Source organism: Ancylobacter defluvii (assembly GCF_018390605.1).
Taxonomy (GTDB): domain Bacteria; phylum Pseudomonadota; class Alphaproteobacteria; order Rhizobiales; family Xanthobacteraceae; genus Ancylobacter; species Ancylobacter defluvii.
Map to the genome: position 1 here is coordinate 278,152 of NZ_JAHBGD010000005.1, position 18,089 is coordinate 296,240.

The 18,089-nt window shown below is 66.1% G+C and carries 16 protein-coding genes and 1 pseudogene; 12 read left to right on the forward strand and 5 right to left on the reverse strand.

All coding sequences use genetic code 11. The features are described from left to right. Window positions 1-8 precede the first annotated feature (8 nt). Window positions 9-1,049 (reverse strand): FUSC family protein, encoded by a 1,041-nt coding sequence (locus tag KHC24_RS03920; RefSeq protein ID WP_213359522.1) that lies wholly within the window; start codon window positions 1,047-1,049, stop codon window positions 9-11. Window positions 1,050-1,085: 36 nt separating this feature from the next. On the opposite strand from KHC24_RS03920, the gene KHC24_RS03925 reads away from it, so the two are divergent. The 12 genes from KHC24_RS03925 (at window position 1,086) to KHC24_RS03980 (ending at window position 14,318) form a co-directional block, all read left to right on the forward strand. Continuing rightward, window positions 1,086-2,444 (forward strand): UbiD family decarboxylase, encoded by a 1,359-nt coding sequence (locus KHC24_RS03925; RefSeq protein WP_213359523.1) that lies wholly within the window; start codon window positions 1,086-1,088, stop codon window positions 2,442-2,444. Window positions 2,445-2,562: 118 nt separating this feature from the next. Continuing rightward, window positions 2,563-2,943: a hypothetical protein gene (locus KHC24_RS03930; RefSeq protein WP_213359524.1), complete on the forward strand. Its 381-nt coding sequence runs from the start codon at window positions 2,563-2,565 to the stop codon at window positions 2,941-2,943. A gap of 699 nt (window positions 2,944-3,642) precedes the next feature. Continuing rightward, window positions 3,643-4,545 (forward strand): LysR substrate-binding domain-containing protein, encoded by a 903-nt coding sequence (locus KHC24_RS03935; RefSeq protein WP_213359525.1) that lies wholly within the window; start codon window positions 3,643-3,645, stop codon window positions 4,543-4,545. Window positions 4,546-4,676: 131 nt separating this feature from the next. After that, window positions 4,677-5,759, forward strand: a complete 1,083-nt coding sequence (locus tag KHC24_RS03940) for an ABC transporter ATP-binding protein (protein WP_213359526.1) — start codon at window positions 4,677-4,679, stop codon at window positions 5,757-5,759. Between the two features lie 18 nt (window positions 5,760-5,777). Beyond that, window positions 5,778-6,893 (forward strand): ABC transporter substrate-binding protein, encoded by a 1,116-nt coding sequence (locus KHC24_RS03945; protein ID WP_213359529.1) that lies wholly within the window; start codon window positions 5,778-5,780, stop codon window positions 6,891-6,893. 210 nt (window positions 6,894-7,103) lie between these two features. Then, window positions 7,104-7,943, forward strand: coding sequence for an ABC transporter permease (locus KHC24_RS03950; RefSeq protein ID WP_213359532.1), 840 nt, complete (start codon window positions 7,104-7,106; stop codon window positions 7,941-7,943). Further along, window positions 7,940-8,752, forward strand: coding sequence for an ABC transporter permease (locus KHC24_RS03955; RefSeq protein WP_213359534.1), 813 nt, complete (start codon window positions 7,940-7,942; stop codon window positions 8,750-8,752). The genes KHC24_RS03950 and KHC24_RS03955 overlap by 4 nt, the downstream gene beginning before the upstream one ends. Before the next feature lies 1 nt (window position 8,753). Next, on the forward strand, window positions 8,754-9,758 hold the full coding sequence (locus KHC24_RS03960; RefSeq protein ID WP_213359536.1) for a fatty acid desaturase: 1,005 nt from the start codon (window positions 8,754-8,756) through the stop codon (window positions 9,756-9,758). 3 nt (window positions 9,759-9,761) lie between these two features. After that, window positions 9,762-10,634 (forward strand): sugar phosphate isomerase/epimerase family protein, encoded by an 873-nt coding sequence (locus KHC24_RS03965; RefSeq protein ID WP_213359538.1) that lies wholly within the window; start codon window positions 9,762-9,764, stop codon window positions 10,632-10,634. A gap of 20 nt (window positions 10,635-10,654) precedes the next feature. Further along, complete coding sequence (locus KHC24_RS03970; RefSeq protein ID WP_213359540.1) at window positions 10,655-11,419, forward strand: class II aldolase/adducin family protein; 765 nt, start codon at window positions 10,655-10,657, stop codon at window positions 11,417-11,419. Window positions 11,420-11,476: 57 nt separating this feature from the next. Next, window positions 11,477-12,556, forward strand: coding sequence for an aromatic ring-hydroxylating oxygenase subunit alpha (locus KHC24_RS03975; RefSeq protein ID WP_213359543.1), 1,080 nt, complete (start codon window positions 11,477-11,479; stop codon window positions 12,554-12,556). 133 nt (window positions 12,557-12,689) lie between these two features. Then, entirely contained in the window at window positions 12,690-14,318 is a 1,629-nt protein-coding gene (locus KHC24_RS03980) for a phytoene desaturase family protein (RefSeq protein WP_213359545.1), read from the forward strand. 13 nt (window positions 14,319-14,331) lie between these two features. Here KHC24_RS03980 and KHC24_RS03985 read toward each other — a convergent pair. The 4 genes and pseudogenes from KHC24_RS03985 to KHC24_RS04000 all read right to left on the reverse strand — a co-directional run bounded on the left by KHC24_RS03985 (window position 14,332) and on the right by KHC24_RS04000 (window position 18,031). Continuing rightward, window positions 14,332-15,323, reverse strand: a pseudogene (locus KHC24_RS03985) (thiamine pyrophosphate-binding protein). After that, entirely contained in the window at window positions 15,320-16,510 is a 1,191-nt protein-coding gene (locus KHC24_RS03990) for a pyridoxal phosphate-dependent aminotransferase (RefSeq protein WP_213359547.1), read from the reverse strand. The pseudogene KHC24_RS03985 and the gene KHC24_RS03990 overlap by 4 nt, the downstream one beginning before the upstream one ends. Continuing rightward, window positions 16,485-17,156, reverse strand: coding sequence for a TetR family transcriptional regulator C-terminal domain-containing protein (locus KHC24_RS03995; RefSeq protein WP_213359549.1), 672 nt, complete (start codon window positions 17,154-17,156; stop codon window positions 16,485-16,487). Before KHC24_RS03995 ends, KHC24_RS03990 begins: the two co-directional genes overlap by 26 nt. Then, the gene (locus KHC24_RS04000) at window positions 17,153-18,031 is read right to left on the reverse strand and encodes a dimethylarginine dimethylaminohydrolase family protein (RefSeq protein ID WP_213359550.1); all 879 of its coding nucleotides are present in this window, start codon (window positions 18,029-18,031) and stop codon (window positions 17,153-17,155) included. Before KHC24_RS04000 ends, KHC24_RS03995 begins: the two co-directional genes overlap by 4 nt. Window positions 18,032-18,089: the final 58 nt, after the last annotated feature.

Genomic DNA, 18,089 nt, shown 5'->3' on the forward strand with positions numbered 1-18,089 from the left:
AGACACGCTCAGGTCTCGCTGTTGATACGCGGCGCGGTAATGTTGGTGAGGACCATGCTGCCGATGATGATCGCCACCAGGGCGATGGCCGCTCCGAGCCCTGCCTCAACCAGTCGCTCCATCAACAACGGAGACCAGGGGAGATTGCGGCCAAGATTGCTCATGCCGATCGCCAGCGGCGTGATGAACAGAAGGGCCACTCCATAATTCCGGGCCAAGAATAGCTCCGCGACCGCCTGACACAGCGCGATGATGAGGATGAGGGCGAGGGGGCCGGGCTCCTGCATGAACAGCACCGCGGCGATGCCGACGCCGCCGAGCGTGCCCATCATCAGGTGGATCGTCCGGCGCATGGCATCTGCTGGCGTGAGAGCCGGCATCAACGCTGCTACCGCAATGGGCGCCCAGAAAGGATGGCCGATGTCGAGAGCCAGAGCGAGCAGCCAGGCGGCCGTCGCGGCCAGCGCCGCGAGGGTGATCACGATCGCGTGACGGGTTCGGTCGAGTGCCGCCGAGCCGATCTGCGTGCGCCGGCGCACGCCATACAGGAGGGTGCGGGTGTCCACCGTGCTGCTCGGCTCCAGCAGTGTCAGCAGGACCGAGAATCCCGCCCCGCCCGTGCCCACGGCGATGGCCGGCAGCAACTCGTTTGGCGTCAACGGAATACCGGCGATCACCAGCAGCACCAGGATGAAGAAGATCTCGCCGCGCGGCACCCATCCCATCACCGTGCCGAGCGTTCCCGTCCCCACCACCACGATCGGCAGCATGAGGGACAAAAGCCATTCGGGCCCCTGCGTAGCGGAATAGACCGCCGCCGCGGCGAGAGTGGCGACAAGCGCGGCGCCCGCTACGAGCTGGGTCTCGACGCGGCGCTGAATGGTCTCGCTGTGGCCATAGAGGGAGGCCAGCGCGCCGAAAGCCGCATAGACGGCAAAATGAATCTGCCCGAGCGCGTACAGCGCCAGAAGAGGCACGCCCACCGACACGCCGACGCGCAGTGCGGCGCGGATATCCTCTGTCTTTACCTTGAAAGGAAAGCTGCGCATTAATCACGCACCAGCGACAGGTGAGAACGGTGGATCATGCCCTATAAAGACCTGCGAGCTTTCCTCTCGACCTTAAGGCAGTCCGGCGAACTCGTCGATATTACGCGGCCCATTGCCTTGCAGTATGACGTTGCGAAGGCCCTTGCCAAGAACAGCTCGGTCGAGGGCCCGGCGCTCATGTTCAAGGACAACGGCACCGAGTTTCCGCTGGTCGCCGGCCTGTATGGCAACCGCCGCCTCGCGCTGATCGCCTTCGAATCGACCGAGGATACCATTCACGATCGCGTGGCCAAGGGCATCGACACGCCGATCGCTCCTGTCGATTTCGACGGACCGGCGCCGTGCCAGGAGATCGTCCTGACCGGCGATGATATCGATCTCACCAAACTTCCTGTGCCGACTTACAGCCCGAAGGATGGCGGCCCCTATATCACCGCCGGCATCGTGGTCTCGGAAGACCCCGACACCGACGTGCCGGATATCGGCAATTATCGCTTCCAGCTGCACGATGCGCACACGCTGGGGGTGTTCTCCGCCCCCAACCACCGCTTCGGAAAGAACATTGCCAAGGCCGTGGCGCGGAAGGTCCCGTTGCATGGTGCGATCGTCATCGGCGTCGATCCCATCATCGCATATTCCTGCCAGGTTCAGTCCGGTGATGCCACCAACGACTGGTTCGTCGCGGGTGGACTGCGCGGCGAACCCGTCGAGCTTGTGAAAGCCGTGACCAGTACCCTGAAGGTGCCCGCCCATGCGGAGTTCATCATCGAGTTCGTGGTGGATTCGGACGATCAGCGCGTGGAAGGGCCTCTCGGCGAATATACCGGCTACTACACGCCCGCCTCGCTCAAGCCGACCGCCAAGGTGACCGCGATCACCCATCGCCGGGATGCGATCTTTCAGGGGCTGCTCACCGGCAAGCCGATCACCGAGAACCATGTTCTCAAGCAGATCCCGTTCGAGGTGTCGATCCTGCGTCAGCTCCGGGCCCAGTTCCCGACGATCTCCGACCTCTCGATCACCAGTTCGGGTGGCGTGCAGACCTATGTCGTGATCGCGATGGCGCCCCGCTACGAGGGCGAGGCGCGGCACGCGATCCTGGCGGCCATGGCTTCGAACCTTCACCCGAAATGGGTGGTGGTCGTCGATCCGGACATCGACATCCGCAAATCATCGGAAGTGGAATGGGCAATGTCGTTCCGGGTGAAGCCGCGCGAGGATGTGTTCGTCGTCGATCGCACCGCGACGGCGCCGCTCGATCCCTATACCGACGGCGGCTATTCATCTTCCGTGGGCATTGACGCCACTCGGCCGTTCGGGGTGGAATTCCCCGACGTGTCGGAAGTGCCGGATTGGCGGAGCTTCGATTTGCCGGAGATCAGCCGAGGTAAATAGGTAATTGGGACCGGCACCGGTCTTCTCGCCGGCTCGATGACGGCGCGGTTTGGAACGGCGATCCGGCTTCGAGCATCGTGCCTTGCACCATCTGACGCAGACCAGGGATAATGACGCCATGACGGCCGCACACACATTCACCGGCTCCTTTTCGAGGTTGTCCATATTCTGTGGATTGGTCATGTCTGTGGGCATCGCCGCTACAGGGCCGGCGGCTGCCCAGAATTGGGAGAAGTGCGTCGAGGCCATCGCGAAAACGCAGAGCGAGCTGAAGCAGGTATTGCCGAAACCCGCTCAGCCACAGACGCAGCAACAGTCTATCGCGGCACAGGACTCCCATGACCCGACGCCGGGCTCGCTCGCGGCAGCAGGCCTCGAAGCGCCTGTCTCGGGGCCGGAAGGGGCCTTGAATGAAGCGCAAAACCTGCAAGCGGCCGGTGACGAGGCAGGCTGCATGCGGGCGGTTGCCAAGGCACGCTCGCTTGCCGGGCTGAAGTAAGCCCGGAGGTGGCCAAAGGTTAGTTGCCGGGCAACAGGCCGGTGACGGGTGGCAGGACAAGGCGGCGGGTAAGCGAAGGCAAGCGATCTTCGTCTCCACCGCCGATCCCGCCGTCCAGTTCATTAGGCTCGGTCGCTTCGTGTTGCTGACCGCTTACGGTCCGCGGCGCGCCGCCCCGGCTTTTCGGGGTTTGCCGCCTCTTTCGGCTTCTGGGCATTTTCCCAACTTCCGCGGGCTGACTGGGTGGCGTTCTGCTTCCAGCCGACCATCCGCTTCACAGCCGGGCGAGCCGCTACCGGGAGTATGCCGCTCCACCTCCGCTAGGGTTGTGTGGTCGATGATCACGGCGATTTCGTCCGTCGAGCCGCCGGCCTTTGCCGGCCTGCGAGCGGCGCCCGTTCGCAACGTGTGCGTTACACTTCGGCTGCCAGCCCGACCTTATTGGTGAAACGGCTTGCGAGAAGGGCGTCCGTTCCAATGAAGGGCGTTGCAACGGGCGCTTCGAGCCGTTTCAGCGCGCGACTCGGTGCCGGATGATCGCGCCGCGGCTCGGCGGCGCATTCGTCTTGCCGGCGCATTCGTCTTGCCGGCGTTGGTAATGCCTTTCCTTGACGGAGCTAGGGTTGATCGCTCCGATGAGGAAAGCCCTTTCCAGATTCCGATGCGGCCGTCAGGGACGCATATCGAGACGAGTATCCAATGCGGTTGCCATCCACCCAAGCCCTGCGTGCGCTCGAGGCCTTTGCCCGGCACGGCACCGTCTGGCAGGCGGCGGCGGAACTGAACATCACCCGCAGCGCCGTCAGCCATCAACTGCGCTTCCTGGAGCAGGATCTCGGCTTCGTGCTGCTGCAGCGCGCCGGCAAGGGGGTGACGCTGACGCCGCAGGGCAAGCGCTACGCTGCCGATGTCCGCAAGGCGCTCACCGTGCTCACCGACGCCGCCGTGCAATATGGCGATCGCGGCGTGTTGCAGGGCGCCATCACCGTGAGTTCGACGCCGGGCTTCGCCTCCTTCTGGCTCTGCACCCACGTCGCCGAGTTCAAGCAGCTCTATCCCGATGTGACCTTGCGGGTGGTGACGCCGCAACGGCTCGAAGATGTCGATGCGCCGGGTGTCGATGCCTTCATCGCCTATGGCGACGGCGACTGGCCGCGCCATTCGGTGCAATTGCTCAGCGCCGTGGATTTCATGCCGGTGTGCAGTCCGGCGCTGCTCAACCAGATCGGCGGCCTCAGCGAGCCTGTCGACGTCTTTCGTACAGTGCTGCTGCATCTCGATGGCCTCGGCGACTGGCTCAACTGGTTCGCGGCCGCCGGAATTGTCGGGCCGAGCGTCGAGCACGGTGTGATCTTCTCCGACATGAACCTCGTGCTGGCGGCGGCTATCGCCGGGCAGGGCATCGCGATCGGCGACAATTTCGTCTGCCGGCACATGCTGGACACCGGTCGCCTCGTTCGCCCCTTCGACCTCGCGATCCGCTCCAGTCGCTCCTATTACTTCGTCACCGAGCGCGCCCGTGCCGGTAATCCGGCGATCCAGGCCTTCGCGGATTGGCTGAAGGCGCGGCTCGTGCAGACGACGGTACTGCTGCATCCTTAGGCGCTGGAGCCGCTGCTCACTCGGCTGGCAATGGGGTGAATTATCCTCACTAGAAATAGAAAAAATCTTCATTTGAGGTGAGCAAATCCCGCGTTTAGCATCCCCGAAGTCCGAGGGAGCGCACATCGAACGTGACCACCAAGGCTGTCGGGATACAGGCGATCGGAATCGGGAAGTCCTTCGGCCATTTCACGGCGCTGAGGGACATCACGCTCGATGTCGCGCCCGGCGAGTTCCTGACCCTGCTGGGCCCGTCCGGCTCGGGAAAGACCACTTTCCTCATGGTGTTGGCCGGCTTCCAGGCTGCGAGCACAGGGCGGCTGCTCAGCGACGGGGTGGACATCACCCACAGTCGCGCCGAGGATCGCTCTTACGGCATGGTCTTCCAGGGCTATGCGCTGTTTCCCCATAAGACCGTCGCCCAGAACATCGCTTTCCCGCTGCAGGTGCGCGGCATGGGGCGCGAGGAAATCGCCCGGCGGGTCGACGCGATCATCGCCCGTGTCGGCCTTGTCGGGCATGAGAAGAAGCGTCCGGCCATGCTGTCGGGCGGCCAGCAGCAGCGGGTGGCGCTGGCCCGCGCCCTGGTGTTCGAACCGCCGGTACTGCTGCTCGACGAGCCGTTCTCGGCGCTCGACAAGCATTTGCGCGGGCGGATGCAGGAAGAAGTGGCGCGCTTGCACGGCGAGTTCGGCACCACTTTCGTCTTCGTCACCCACGACCAGAGCGAGGCGCTGTCGCTGTCCTCGCGCATTGCCATCTTCAACCATGGGCGATTGCTGCAGGTCGGGGCGCCACGCGATATCTACGAGCGGCCGCAGAGCCGCTTCGTCGCGGAGTTCCTCGGCGAGATCAACCTGCTGCCGGTCGATGAGGTCGGCCAGTGCTCGCTCGGCACCAGCGGCCTGTTCGAAGGCGCGCGGTTGCGCGCGCCACGGCATGAGCAGGTCAGCGGCAGCGCCGTGCTGGCAGTGCGGCCCGAGCATATGTCGGTCAGCGCCGAGCCGCCGGCGGACGGCAATGGCGTCGCCGCCCGGCTGGCCAGTACCACCTATCTCGGCGCCGCCATGCGCCTGGCGCTCGCCACCCGCAGCGGCACGCAACTGACCGTGACCTTGCCGAGCGAGGCCGCCGGCCGCGTCCTCAATCATGGACCGGACTTCTGGGTCACCTGGTCCTTCGAAAATGGCTTCCTTCTTCCAGAGCAAAGCTGAAAACAGCAGGAGCACGCCGTGAACGACGCATTCCAGAAAGACTGCCTCGACATCCTCGCGGCCAAGGCGGCTCGGGGAGAAATCAGCCGCCGCCGCTTCACCCAGCTCGCCGCCATGATCTTCGGCGGCGCGCCGCTGCTCATGCGCTCGCCCGAGGCGCTGGCACAGGTGAAGCAGCTCGTCCTGGTCAACTGGGGCGGCGATGCGCTCAAAGCCTATGACAAGGCCTATGGCCAGCCCTTCGAGAAGGAGACCGGCATCGTCGTCAAGGAAGACGGCACCGGCCCGACGGAAGGCGCCATCGCCGCGCAGTTCAAGAGCGGCAAGCCGACCTGGGACCTCGTCGACGCCGATCCGTTTTCGGCGATCTCGCTCGGCAAGCAGGGCATGATCGAGCCGATCGACTACAAGGTCGTCGACAAGTCCAAGATGCGGCCCGGCTTCGACTGGGAATACGCGGCCTCGACCTATTTCTTCTCCTATGTCATCGCCTATGACGCGCAGAAATTCGGCGCCAACCCGCCAACCAGCATGGCCGACTTCTTCGACGTGAAGAAATATCCCGGCAAGCGCACCATGTATAAATGGGGCGCCGGCATGTGGGAGGCGGCGCTGCTGGCGGACGGCGTGGCACCCGACAAGCTCTACCCGCTCGACCTCAAGCGCGCGCACGCCAAGATCGCGGCGCTGAAGCCCGATGTCGTCGCCTATTGGGGCGGCGGTGCGGAAAGCCAGCAGCTCATGCTGGGCGGCGATGCCGCCATGGGGCTGATCTGGTCGACCCGCGCCTCGCTGATCGAGAAGGATTCGGGTGGGCAGGTGAAGTTCACCTGGAACCAGGGCCTGCTGTCGCCCGGTGCCCTCGCGGTGATCAAGAACAATCCCGGCGGCAAGGAGAACGCGATGAAGTTCATCGCCTCGACCTCCGTGCCCGAACGCCAGCTGGTGATGTTCGACATGCTGGGGCAGGGGCCGGCCAACCCGGCCACCGATGCGCTCATCCCGGCCGACCAGCGCCGCTACAACCCGGTCGACCCGGCCAACATGAAGAGCCAGATCGCGCTCGACATGCCGTGGTACGCCGACAATTACGGCCCCGCGCTGGACGAATTCACCAAGGTGATCTCGGCCTGACGCTACACCGCACTGTCCTCTCCCCATCGGGGGGTGGTCTTCTCCCTCTCCCCATGGGGAGAGGGCTGGGGCGGGGGGGCTTCGACGCTCCGCAAGGGTGTCGCCCCTCACCGACCCGCTTGGCGGGCCACCTCTCCCAACGGGGAGAGGGAAGGGCAGGAAGCTGCTCCCAATCGGGAGCGTAAACTATCAGAACTCGAACCGGACACGATGAGACACCACTCGGCAATCTGGCCCGCGCTCGCCTTGACGGCACCTTTGATGCTGTTCCTGGCGTGCGCCTATGCCTTGCCGTTCTTCGGCGTCGCACTGTGGAGCGTCACGCTGCCGGAAATCGGCACCGGCCAGTACCAGCGGCTGGTCGGCGACCCGCTGGTACTGTCGGTCTTCCTGCGCACCTTCCGCATCTGCCTCATCGTCACGGCTATCGCGGTCGCGGCGGCCTATGCCATCACTTATGTCTGGGTGCGCGGCTCGCGCCTGCAGCGGCGCATCATCGAGATCTGCATCTTCGTGCCGTTCTGGATCTCGCTGCTGACCCGCGCCTTTGGCTGGCTGGCGCTGCTGTCCAATCGCGGCCTGTTCAACAGCTGGATGCAGGCGCTCGGCCTCATCGACAGCCCGCTGATGCTGGTGCGCAACGAGCCGAGCGTGATCGCCGGCATGGTCCATGTGCTCATCCCCTTCGCGGTGCTGCCGCTCGCTTCCGCCATGCGCGCGGTGGACGAGCGCGTGCTGCTCGCCGCCCGCGGCATGGGCGCCTCGCGCCTGCGCATCTTCTGGTCGGTGTTCCTGCCGCTGACGCTGCCCGGCGTCATTGGGGCGACGCTGATCGTCTTCGTGTTCAGCCTCGGCTTCTTCGTCACCCCGGCCATACTCGGCGGCGGGCGCTCGGTCATGGTGGCCGAGCTGGTCTATCTCCGGATGTTCCAGAGCCCGGACTGGGGACTGGGGGCGGCGATCAGCGTTGCGCTCGTCCTCATCGTGGCGGGATTGATGGCCCTGCTGTCGCGCTTCGCTGGGCTCGCGCTGACGGGAGGCGGGAAATGAAGATCCAGCGCCCCGGTCCGCTCGCCGTCGCTCTCGCTTTGCTGGTCGGGGCGTTCCTGCTGCTGCCGTTGCTGGCGGTGGTGCCGATCTCCTTCACCCCCAGCCGGATGCTCTCGCTGCCGCAGGGCAGCCTGTCGCTTATTCATTACCGGCAGCTGATCGACAACCCCGACTGGCTGAACGCCATCGTGCTGAGCACCAAGATCGGCATCCTCACCAGCCTGATCTCGACGGCGTTGGCGACCAGTTTCGCGCTCGGCATCTGGATGCTGCAGCCGCGCTTCTCGCAAGTGCTGGTCGGCTTCGTGCTGCTGCCGATGATCGTGCCGCCGGTGGTCTCGGCGATGACGCTGTATTTCCTGCTGACCGGCCTGTCGCGGTTCTCGCAGACCATCGGCTTCGACAGCGTCGTCGGCGTGACAATGGCGCATGTCGTGATGACCGTGCCCTTCGCGGTGGTGATGGTGCTGGTCTCGCTGGCACAGGTGGATCGGCGCATCGACCTCGCCGCGCGCGGTCTTGGTGCGACCGTCGCCCAGCGCGTCTTCCACATCATCCTGCCCAATATCAGCTTCGGCGTGATGACGGCTGCGCTGCTGGTTTTCGTCCTGTCCTGGGAGGAGATCGGCGTCACGCTGTTCATCACCAGTGTCGACGCGATCACCCTGCCGCGCCTGATGTGGATGGGGCTGCGCGACAATGTCGACCCGGCGATCGCCGCCATCTCGGTGGTGCTCATCGTCATCACGACGCTGGTCCTGCTGCTCCGCATGGCCATCCAGCGTCGCCCGGAATTCGAGGAGGAGTGAGATGGACGAGGTTTTCGGCCGCAAGGACATGATCAGTCCGGGCCGGCTCAAGGAACTCAGCGTGAAATCCGACCTGTCGGGCTTCGTGCAGCTCGGTAGCCATTTCGGCGCGTTGGCGGTCACCGGCGCGGCGCTCTGGTATTTCTGGGGCACGTGGTGGGCGGTGCCGTTTTTCATCGCCCACGGCATGCTGATCAACTTCCTCTATGCCGGCCAGCACGAGATGAGCCACTCGACGGTGTTCAAGACCAAGAGGCTCAACGAGATCTTCGGCCGCCTGTTCGGCTTCGTGCTGATCTATCCGCGTGATTTCGACCAGATCCAGCACTTCGCCCATCATCGCTATACGCAGGACTGGGAGGGCGACGGCGAGCTGGGGCGCGAGCGCTACTCGATGCTCTCCTATCTGCTCTGGGTGCTCGGCCCGACCTACTGGTACACGCGCGTGCGCCGCGTGATCCGCTTCTCGCTCGGCATCGTCTCCGAGCACTACATCCCCGCGGACCAGCACCCGAAGGTGATCCGCGAGGCGCGCTGGCACCTTGCCGGATATGTGCTCATCGCCGCGCTTTCGCTGCTCTCCGGCAGCTGGATCGCGGTGAAGCTCTGGCTGTTCCCGATGCTGGTGATGAAGCCGGTGCACCAGTTGCAGAACACCATCGAGCATCTCGGCCTGCCGCATGTCGACCAGATCACCGAGAACACCCGCACCACCCGCACCAACGCGGTCATGCGCTGGATGTGCTGGAACATGCAGTTCCACACCGCGCACCACGCCTTCCCCGCCGTGCCGTTCCACCGACTGCCGGACCTGCACCGCACCATCTTCGTCGAGAAGGGCCGCAAGCCGCATTCCATGACCTATCTCGGCTTTCAGCTCGCGGTGATCAAGGCGTTCTGGAACGGGCGCACCGAGGCGGATTACCCGGACGACAAGATCTGGATCATGGACGACACCGACCTCGAACCGGTGGCGCCGCGTCCGCGCACCGCGAAGCAGGCCTGAGCCATGCCCCTCAAGGTCTACCAGTCGCTCTGGGCCACCGAGCAGCGCCGTCCCGGCATACCGGAGCGGCCGGTGTCGGAGCGTTTCGACAAGGTGAAGGCGGCTGGCTTCGATGGCATGGCGATCGATCTCGGCGCCATGGACATCGAGGCCGCACGCACCACCGTGCCGGAATTCGCCCGTACCGGGCTCGGCGGGCTGCTCACCGCCTTCCCGCGTTCGATCGAGGAACTGCGCCCGGCGCTGCACCTCGCCAAGGACATCGGCTCGCCCTTCGTCGTCGTCATCGGACAGGTGATGCCGCTCGCGGTCGCCGAGATGGTGCCGGTGATCGAGGCGTGGATGCGGATCGGTCGCGAGGAAGGCGTGCCGCTGCAGTTCGAGACCCACCGCAACTGCATCACCAACGACATGTTCGCGACGCTGCTGCTGCTCGACGCCATCCCCGGAATGCGGCTGGCCGCCGACCTCTCGCATTATGTCGTCGATCGCGAGATGATGCTGCCGATCAGCGACGCGTATCAGGCCCATGTCACGCGGCTACTGGAGCGCTCGGATTCCTTCCAGGGGCGCATCGGCAATCGCTGCCAGGTGCAGCTGCCGCTGCATTTTCCGCAGCACCGGCCGTGGATCGAGGTGTTCCGCGACTGGTGGCGGCGCGGCTTCGCGCTCTGGCAGGCGCAAAACCCCGGCGATGCCGACTGCATCTTCCTGTGCGAGCTTGGCCCGCGCGACTACGCCATCACCGACGTGAACGGCGAGGAACTGTCCGATCGCTGGGAGGAGGCGCTGCTGATGCGCCGCTGGGCCGGCGAGGAATGGGATGCGGCACTTGCCGCGAAGACCCTCACGCCGGGCATGGCGCGAGCCGTCTGAGAGACACGGGAGAAGTTGAGATGTCCGTCACCAGCCTGCGCCCGGAAATGACCGCCGCCGAATGGCAGCAGCGTGTCGAGCTCGCCGCCTGCTACCGCCTACTCGCCCATTACCGCATGACCGACCTCATCTACACCCATTGCACCGTGCGGGTGCCGGGCGAGCCGGGGCGGTTCCTCATCAACCCCTACGGCCATCGCTGGGAGGAGATCACCGCCTCCTCGCTGGTGAAGATCGATGTCGAGGGCAACAAGATCGACGACAGCCCGCACCGGGTGAACCCGGCCGGCTTCACCATCCACAGCGCCGTGCACATGGCGCGCCACGATGCCGCCTGCGTCATCCACACCCACACACGCGGTGGCATGGCGGTGGCCTCGCTGAAGGAAGGGCTGCTGCCGCTCAACCAGATCGCGCTGCAATTCTATGGCCGGCTGGGCATCCACGATTATGAGGGCATCGCCCTCGACCTCGACGAGCGCGAGCGCATCATCGCCGATCTCGGCACCGACAAATGCGGCCTGCTGCTGCGCAATCACGGCCTGCTCACCGTCGGGCGCACCGTCGCCGAGGCCTTCAACCTGATGTTCTATCTGGAGCGCGCCTGCGAAGTGCAGGTCGCCACCCTGTCCATGGGCCGCGATATCGTGCTGCCGCCGCAGGACGTCTGCGAGAAGGTCGGCGCGCAATACAACCAGATGAACTTCGACGACGGCGACCTGCTTCTCGAATGGGCCGCCCATCTGCGCATGCTGGACGGGATCGATCCCTCCTACCGCAACTGAAGCCATGCCCGCCGGACCTTGCGCCGGCCGGGCCACTGAAACGTCGGGAGCGCTGCCATGAACGCCACCACCGCCGCCACCACCCAGTTCGACTGGACGCTGCCTGCCCGCGACTATTGCGACCCCGCGCTTTACGAGCGCGAGCGCAAGGAGATCTTCGCCCGCAACTGGATGCTGTTCACCTGGTCGGAGCGGCTGAAGGCGCCGGGCGACTATGTCTCCGGCACCGTGGCCGGCTATCCCGTGTTCGTCATCCGCGACGATGACGGCGTGGTGCGCGCCTTCCACAATGTCTGCCGGCATCGCGGCGCCCAGTTGCTCGGCGAGGGGCAGGGCCATTGCGGCAAGCTCGTCGTCTGCCCCTATCACAGCTGGAGCTACACCCGCTCCGGCCGCCTCAACAAGGCGGTGGATTTCGGCGAGGGCATCACCTTCGATCCGCAGGCCTGGGGTCTTTATGCCATCGATGCCGAGGAATGGCGCAGCCTGGTCTTCCTCCGGCTGGAGCGCGGCGGCGAGAGCCTGGTCGAATGGCTGGGGCCGATCCACGACATGGCGGCCGACTATCCACTAGACCAGCAGCACTACTTCATGTCGAAGGACCGCGACTGCGCCGTCGACTGGAAGACCTATGGCGAGAACTATCTCGAATGCTACCACTGCCGGACCATGCATCCCGGCCTGTGCGAGTCGATGGACATCGACAGCTACCGGATCGACACCTATGCGCGCGAGAAATTCTTCCACCTCCACGCGCCCAAGCGCGACGGCGGCCTGACGCGCGGCCTGTATTTCTACCGCTTCCCCTTCCTGATGCTGAACCTCTATGACTGGGGCTCGTCCATCGCCACCATCGAGCCGCTGGGGCCGGGGCGAATCCGCCATATCAACTGGTACTTCTTCACCGACGTCTCGCCCGAGAAGGCGGAGGAAAACCGCCAGTCGGCCGAATGGTCGGCGCAGATCGTCACCGAGGATCTCGACATCATCACCGGCGTGCAGCGCAATCTCGAAGCCGGCATCTACACGCGCGGTCCGCTGTCGCCGAAATACGAATATGCGGTGAAATCCTTCCAGGACATGGTGCGGGGCGGACTGGCGCCGAAGGAGCCCCTGCGCGGCGTCGCGGCCGAATAGGCCGCGCGGATCCGCGGCAATCTGGCCGTCGAAGCCCGAGTGACCAGCTGTCTTTTCCTCTCCCCAATGGGGAGAGGAAGCACGGCCGTTAGCGGGCACAAGCGATCACGAGTCAAACTCCGAGGAACAATCAATGAGTACGGCCGACGTCACCGTGGGCAAGAGCTACGACGCCATCATCATCGGCGCCGGACATAACGGCCTCGTCTGCGCGAACTACCTCGCAAAGGCGGGACAGAAGGTGCTGGTGCTGGAGCGGCGCGACGTGGTCGGCGGCGCGGCGGTGACGGAGGAGATCGCGCCCGGCTTCCGCGCCTCGATCTTCTCCTATCTGATGAGCCTGCTGCACCCGCGCATCATCCGCGAGCTGGAGCTGAAGAAGCACGGGCTGGAGGTGCTGCCCTGTTCGGACATGGTCTCGCCGCTCGGCGGCGACGACTACATCCTGTTCTCCGACAACATCGCCAAGTCGCAGGCGAGCTTCGCCAAGTTCTCGAAGCACGACGCGGAGATCTATCCCGAATTCGACCGCTACCTCAACGAGGCGGCGAACATCGTGCGCAAGCTGCTCTGGGAGACGCCGGTCGACCCCACCAGACGCGACTGGCGCACGTTCAAGGACGGCGCGTCGCTGCTTTGGCGGCACCGCAAGATCGGCCGCAAGATGTACCGCATCGTCGACATGCTGACGATGAGCGCCTACGACTTCCTGCGCGAATGGTTCGACGACGACCGCGTCATGGCGGTGCTGGCCTATTACGCCTCCATCGGGACTTTCGCGGGGCCGAAATCGCCGGGCTCGGCCTATGTCATCATGCATCACATCATGGGCGAGCACGAGGGCGCCGGCGGCTGGGGCTTCATCAAGGGCGGCATGGGGTCGATCACCCAGGCGCTCGCCGCCTCGGCACGCAAGAAGGGCGTCGACATCGTCACCGGCGCGCCGATCAAGGAAGTGCGCGTGCAGGGCGGCCGTGCGACCTCGGTGCTCACCACCACCGGCGAGACCTATGCGGCCAAGACCATCATCTCCAATGCCAGCGCCAAGATCCTCTATCTCGACCTCGTTGGCGAACAGCATCTGCCGGAGGAAGTGCTGCGCGAGATCCGCGGCTACCGCACCTTCTCCACCGCCTTCAAGATGAACATCGCCTGCGAGCGGCCGCCGCAATACCGCATGCTGGACCGCCTGCGCCGCGAGGGCACGCTCGGCGATTTCGACTACCCAACCTACATGCATATCGCGCCGGACATCGACTATCTCGAGCGCGCCTATGACGACGCCAAGCATGGCTGGTATTCGTCGCGCCCCTTCATCACCCCGGTCGTGCCGACCATGGTGGACACCACCCTCGCCCCGGCCGGCAAGCATGTCGTCAACCTGTTCGGCGGCCACGCGCCCTACACGCTGAAGGGTGGCGACTGGGCGGACGAGAAGGAGAATTTCCGCAAGACGGTGTTCGACACCATCGAGGACTACGCCCCCGGCTTCCGCGACGACGTCATCGAGGCGCAGCTGCTGGTGGCACCCGACATCGAGAACATCGTCAGCCTGCCGCAGGGCCACATCTTCCACGGCGAATTGTCGACCGACCAATTGTTCTTCCAGCGGCCGGTCTCCGGCTATGCCGATTACCGCACCCCGGTGAAGGGCCTGTATATCTGCGGCTCCTCCATGCATCCCGGCGGCGGCGTCTCCGGCATTCCCGGCTTCAACGCCGCCCGCGAGGTGATGCGCGACATCCGCGCCCGCCGCAACTGAGCGGCGCCCGAGGCTAGGGCGCGCCCGCGCCCCTGGTCCGCGACTGGTGGATCTCGATCAGGCTCGGCCCGTTGCGCTCCGCCGCGGTGGCCAGCGCCGGGCCGAGTTCCGCCACGTCCTCGAGCCGCTGGGCCGGCACGCCATAGGCCTCGGCAATGGCCGCGAAATCGGGGGCCGACGGCTTCACCCCCTCGGGCTCGATGCCGCATTCGAGCATGTAGGTCTCGATCTCCTGGTAGCCGTCATTGTTCCACACGAGGAAGATCACCCGGGCGCCGGCATCCGCCGCCGAGCCGATCTCGGCCAGCGAGAACTGCAGGCCGCCATCGCCGGTCAGGCACACCACCGGCCGCTGCGGCGCGCCGAGCGCCGCCCCGATCGCCGCCGGCGGGCCGTATCCCAGCGCGCCGAAGCCGGTGGCGGCGTTGAACCAGGATAGCGGGCGCCCGATGTCGAAATAGAGGTTGCCGGCATAGACCGGCTGGGTGGAATTGCCGACGATGATCGCTTCCGGCAGCGCCTCGTCGATGCGCACCGGACCGGCCGGCTCGATCCCGTGACAGCGAAGGCCTGCGCGATCGCCGCCGGCGGCTCGGCGGGGTCGACCAGCGTGTGCGAGGCCAGCGCGAAGCTCTTCATCCTCGCCGACTGGTCGGGCAGTTCGTGCAGCAGGCCGCGCCCCAGCGAGTTGCGGCGGTTGACGCCGGAGATCACCAGCATCGGCACCGAATCCTGGCGCGCCTGCGCCATCGCCGTGATGGTGTTGGTGAGGCCCGGGCCGGTGATCACCAGCACCACGCCGGGCTTGCCGGTGACGCGGGCATTGCCATTGACCATGAAACCGGCGCCCTGCTAGTGGCGCGGCGTGACGTGGCGGATGGTCGAGCCCGCCAGCCCCCGGTAGAGCTCCACGGTATGGACGCCGGGAATCCCGAACACGACTTCCACGCCATTGGCCTCGAGCAGGTCGATCAGCGCTTCCCCGCCCGTTCGCGTCCCGCTCATGCCCGCTTCGCCTTTCTCAGTCCCGAGCGCGACGCCAGCGCCGCCATGCGCCGGCACGCCTCGTCGATGGCATCGTCCGGGACGGTGAGGCTGATGCGGATGAAATCGCCCGCCCCGACGCCGAAGGACGCGCCCGGCATCACCGCGACCCCTTCCTCGTCCAGCAGCGCCCGAGCGAAGGCCGCGCCGCTCATTCCGGTCCCGCTCACGTCGACGAGAATGAACATGCCCGCCTCGGGCGGGAACGGCACCAGCCCCGGCGCCTCGGCCAGCGCCGCGACGATGAGGTCGACGCGCCGCCGGTAGGACTGCCGCATCCGCGCGGCGGTGTCGACCGGGTTGTCGAGCGCGTAGGCGGTCATGTCGGCGATGAAGGGCTGCTGGCCGAACAGCATCGTCTCCGATACCGACAGCAGGCGGCGCGTGAACTCCGCCGGGCCGATGGCCCAGCCGCTGCGGAAGCCGGGGGCGGCGTGCGACTTCGAGATCGACGAACACACGATGGTGCGCTCGGCGAGCGCGGGATCGTCGAAGGGCGAGGCGAAGGTGCCGGTCAGCACCAGGTCCTCATAGACCTCGTCGCAGACGATCCACAAATCGTGCCGGCGGCAGACCTCGCCGATGGCGGCGATCTCGCCGGCCGTCAGCACCGCCCCGGTCGGATTGTGCGGGGTGTTGAGCAGCAGCACCCGGCATTGCGGCGTGACCGCCCGCTCGAGGTCAGCGGCCTGCATGTGGAAGCCGTGTTCCGGGCGCAGCGGCACGGCGATCTGGTCGGCGCCGGTGGCGCGGATGACGCCCTCATAGGTGGCGTAGAGCGGGTCGCCGACCAGCACCGCGTCACCCGCCTCCACAAGGCCGAGCATCACCGCGAACAAAGCCGTCTGCGTGCCAGGGAAGCACAGCACGTTGTCGCGGGTCACGCCGGGCCGGCGCCGCGCATATTTGCGCACCAGCGCGTCCAGCACCACCTGCTCGCCGCGGCCATTGGAATAGCGGTGGCGGCCGGCGAGCATGGCGCGCGCGGCCTCGGCGATCAGCGTCTCATGGGGCGGCAGATCCGGTTCGCCGATGGTCAATTCGATGATCGGCTCGCCGCGCTCCCTGCGGTGGCGCGCCTCGACATGAACCGCCCATTTCTCGGAGCCGAGGCTGGCGAGCCTATCGGTGATGGAGGCATAGCGCATCGGGGTCCTTCCGGTCTTGCTCGGTTGCGGCCGGCGGGCCGATCGGGTGGCCGATCAGTGCACCGATCGATGAAAAGGCGATCGAGACGAGTTCGCTGTCCTCGAAAAGCTCTCCGGCGAGGCAACCCTCCAGCCAGAGGCCATCGAGAATGCCGTTGACCGCGATGGCGAGCGCCCGGCATCGCGCCGGGTCGGCCGCCTCGCCCCTGGCCACCAGGAAATCCGCCAGCAGCGCCTCGAGCGTATGGCGGAAGCTGAGATAGCCCTCGCGATGGATAGCCGCCAGCGCCGGGTCGACCCCGACCCGGCTGATGAACGAGGCCCAGAGCGACAGGCTGCGGCTGTTGGCGACCGGCTCGGTCAGGTTGATCAGGATGAAGGCGCGCAGGCGCTCCTCGGGGGTGCCCGTCACCGCTTTCGCTTTCTCCGTCAGCCGCGCGATCACCACCTTGTAGGCCTCCTGGAGGATCACCTCCTTGGAGGCGAAATAGTGCCGGATCAGGCCGGGCGTCACCCCGGCCTTGACGGCGATCTGCCGCACCGTCGCGCCCTGCAGGCCCGCCTCGGAGATGCTGTCCAGCGTCGCTTCGATCAGGTCGTGGCGGCGTCCCGCCTCCGTCCCCCGGTGATAATGGCGCCGGCTCATGTCGCGCGCCGCAGCACGGGGCGCGTGAGGCAGGTCGGGCCACCTTCGCAGGCGATGCACAACGCCTCCGCCGCGAAGGTGTCGACGGTGCAGCCGGCGGCTTCCATCGCCGCCTTCGTCGCCGGGAAACCCGCGACCATGATCACCTGCCCGGGCCGGGTCGGCAGCACGTTCAGCGACAGGCCGTTGCTGGCGTGGAACTCCTCGGCCGGCGCCTCGATCAGCCGGATGCCGCGGGCCTTCAGCAGCTGATAGAACGCTGCCGGCAGCAGCGGCGCGAAGACCAGCGCCAGATCGTCCGCCAGCGGGCTGATCACGCTCATCAAGTGCAGGCACGCCGCCTCGCCCTGCCACAGCGGCAGGTCGAAGGCGAGCACGCGGATGCCATGCGGCGCGAGGATGCCTCCCAGCTGGTCGATGCCGCCCTGGTTGGTGCGCACGCCGCGCCCGACGATCAGCGTACCCGGATCGAGCCAGATGCAGTCGCCGCCCTCGACCGTCCCCGGCGCCTCGATCCGGCCGAGGATCGGAATCTGCCGCTCGGCATAGGCCTTCTCGTGCAGCTCCGGCTCGTTCGCCCGCAAGGGCTTGCCCATGCGCAGAATGATCGCGCCCTGGTCGCAGACCAGCGAGGGATCATGGGTGAACATGGCGTCGGCGAGCCCGTCGCCCTCGTCGTCGAGCCAGATGATCTCGGTGCCAGAACGCTCCACGAGGCGGGCGAATTCCGCATATTCGAGCGCCGCCTTGCGGCCGTCGAAACTGGGCCCGTAGTGCCACTGGTCCGGGTCGGCCGCCAGGAGGCTCGGGCCGGGGCGGCGCATCAGGACGCGCTGCAGCGGCGCCGACATATCCTGGGAACCGAAAGCCGACATTCTTACCCCCTCAGCGCGAATGCTGATTTTTTGACGCTGCATAAAAAAGTCGCGAACG

What these genes read in the sequence shown, in the direction of transcription:
- KHC24_RS03935 (WP_213359525.1), top strand. Translation starts at nt 3,643, where the DNA reads ATGCGGTTGCCATCCACCCAAGCCCTGCGTGCGCTCGAGGCCTTTGCC.
- KHC24_RS03970 (WP_213359540.1), top strand. Translation starts at nt 10,655, where the DNA reads ATGTCCGTCACCAGCCTGCGCCCGGAAATGACCGCCGCCGAATGGCAG.
- KHC24_RS03990 (WP_213359547.1), bottom strand. Translation starts at nt 16,510, where the DNA reads ATGCGCTATGCCTCCATCACCGATAGGCTCGCCAGCCTCGGCTCCGAG.
- KHC24_RS03920 (WP_213359522.1), bottom strand. Translation starts at nt 1,049, where the DNA reads ATGCGCAGCTTTCCTTTCAAGGTAAAGACAGAGGATATCCGCGCCGCA.
- KHC24_RS03955 (WP_213359534.1), top strand. Translation starts at nt 7,940, where the DNA reads ATGAAGATCCAGCGCCCCGGTCCGCTCGCCGTCGCTCTCGCTTTGCTG.
- KHC24_RS03980 (WP_213359545.1), top strand. Translation starts at nt 12,690, where the DNA reads ATGAGTACGGCCGACGTCACCGTGGGCAAGAGCTACGACGCCATCATC.
- KHC24_RS03960 (WP_213359536.1), top strand. Translation starts at nt 8,754, where the DNA reads ATGGACGAGGTTTTCGGCCGCAAGGACATGATCAGTCCGGGCCGGCTC.
- KHC24_RS03930 (WP_213359524.1), top strand. Translation starts at nt 2,563, where the DNA reads ATGACGGCCGCACACACATTCACCGGCTCCTTTTCGAGGTTGTCCATA.
- KHC24_RS04000 (WP_213359550.1), bottom strand. Translation starts at nt 18,031, where the DNA reads ATGTCGGCTTTCGGTTCCCAGGATATGTCGGCGCCGCTGCAGCGCGTC.
- KHC24_RS03950 (WP_213359532.1), top strand. Translation starts at nt 7,104, where the DNA reads ATGAGACACCACTCGGCAATCTGGCCCGCGCTCGCCTTGACGGCACCT.
- KHC24_RS03965 (WP_213359538.1), top strand. Translation starts at nt 9,762, where the DNA reads ATGCCCCTCAAGGTCTACCAGTCGCTCTGGGCCACCGAGCAGCGCCGT.
- KHC24_RS03975 (WP_213359543.1), top strand. Translation starts at nt 11,477, where the DNA reads ATGAACGCCACCACCGCCGCCACCACCCAGTTCGACTGGACGCTGCCT.
- KHC24_RS03925 (WP_213359523.1), top strand. Translation starts at nt 1,086, where the DNA reads ATGCCCTATAAAGACCTGCGAGCTTTCCTCTCGACCTTAAGGCAGTCC.
- KHC24_RS03995 (WP_213359549.1), bottom strand. Translation starts at nt 17,156, where the DNA reads ATGAGCCGGCGCCATTATCACCGGGGGACGGAGGCGGGACGCCGCCAC.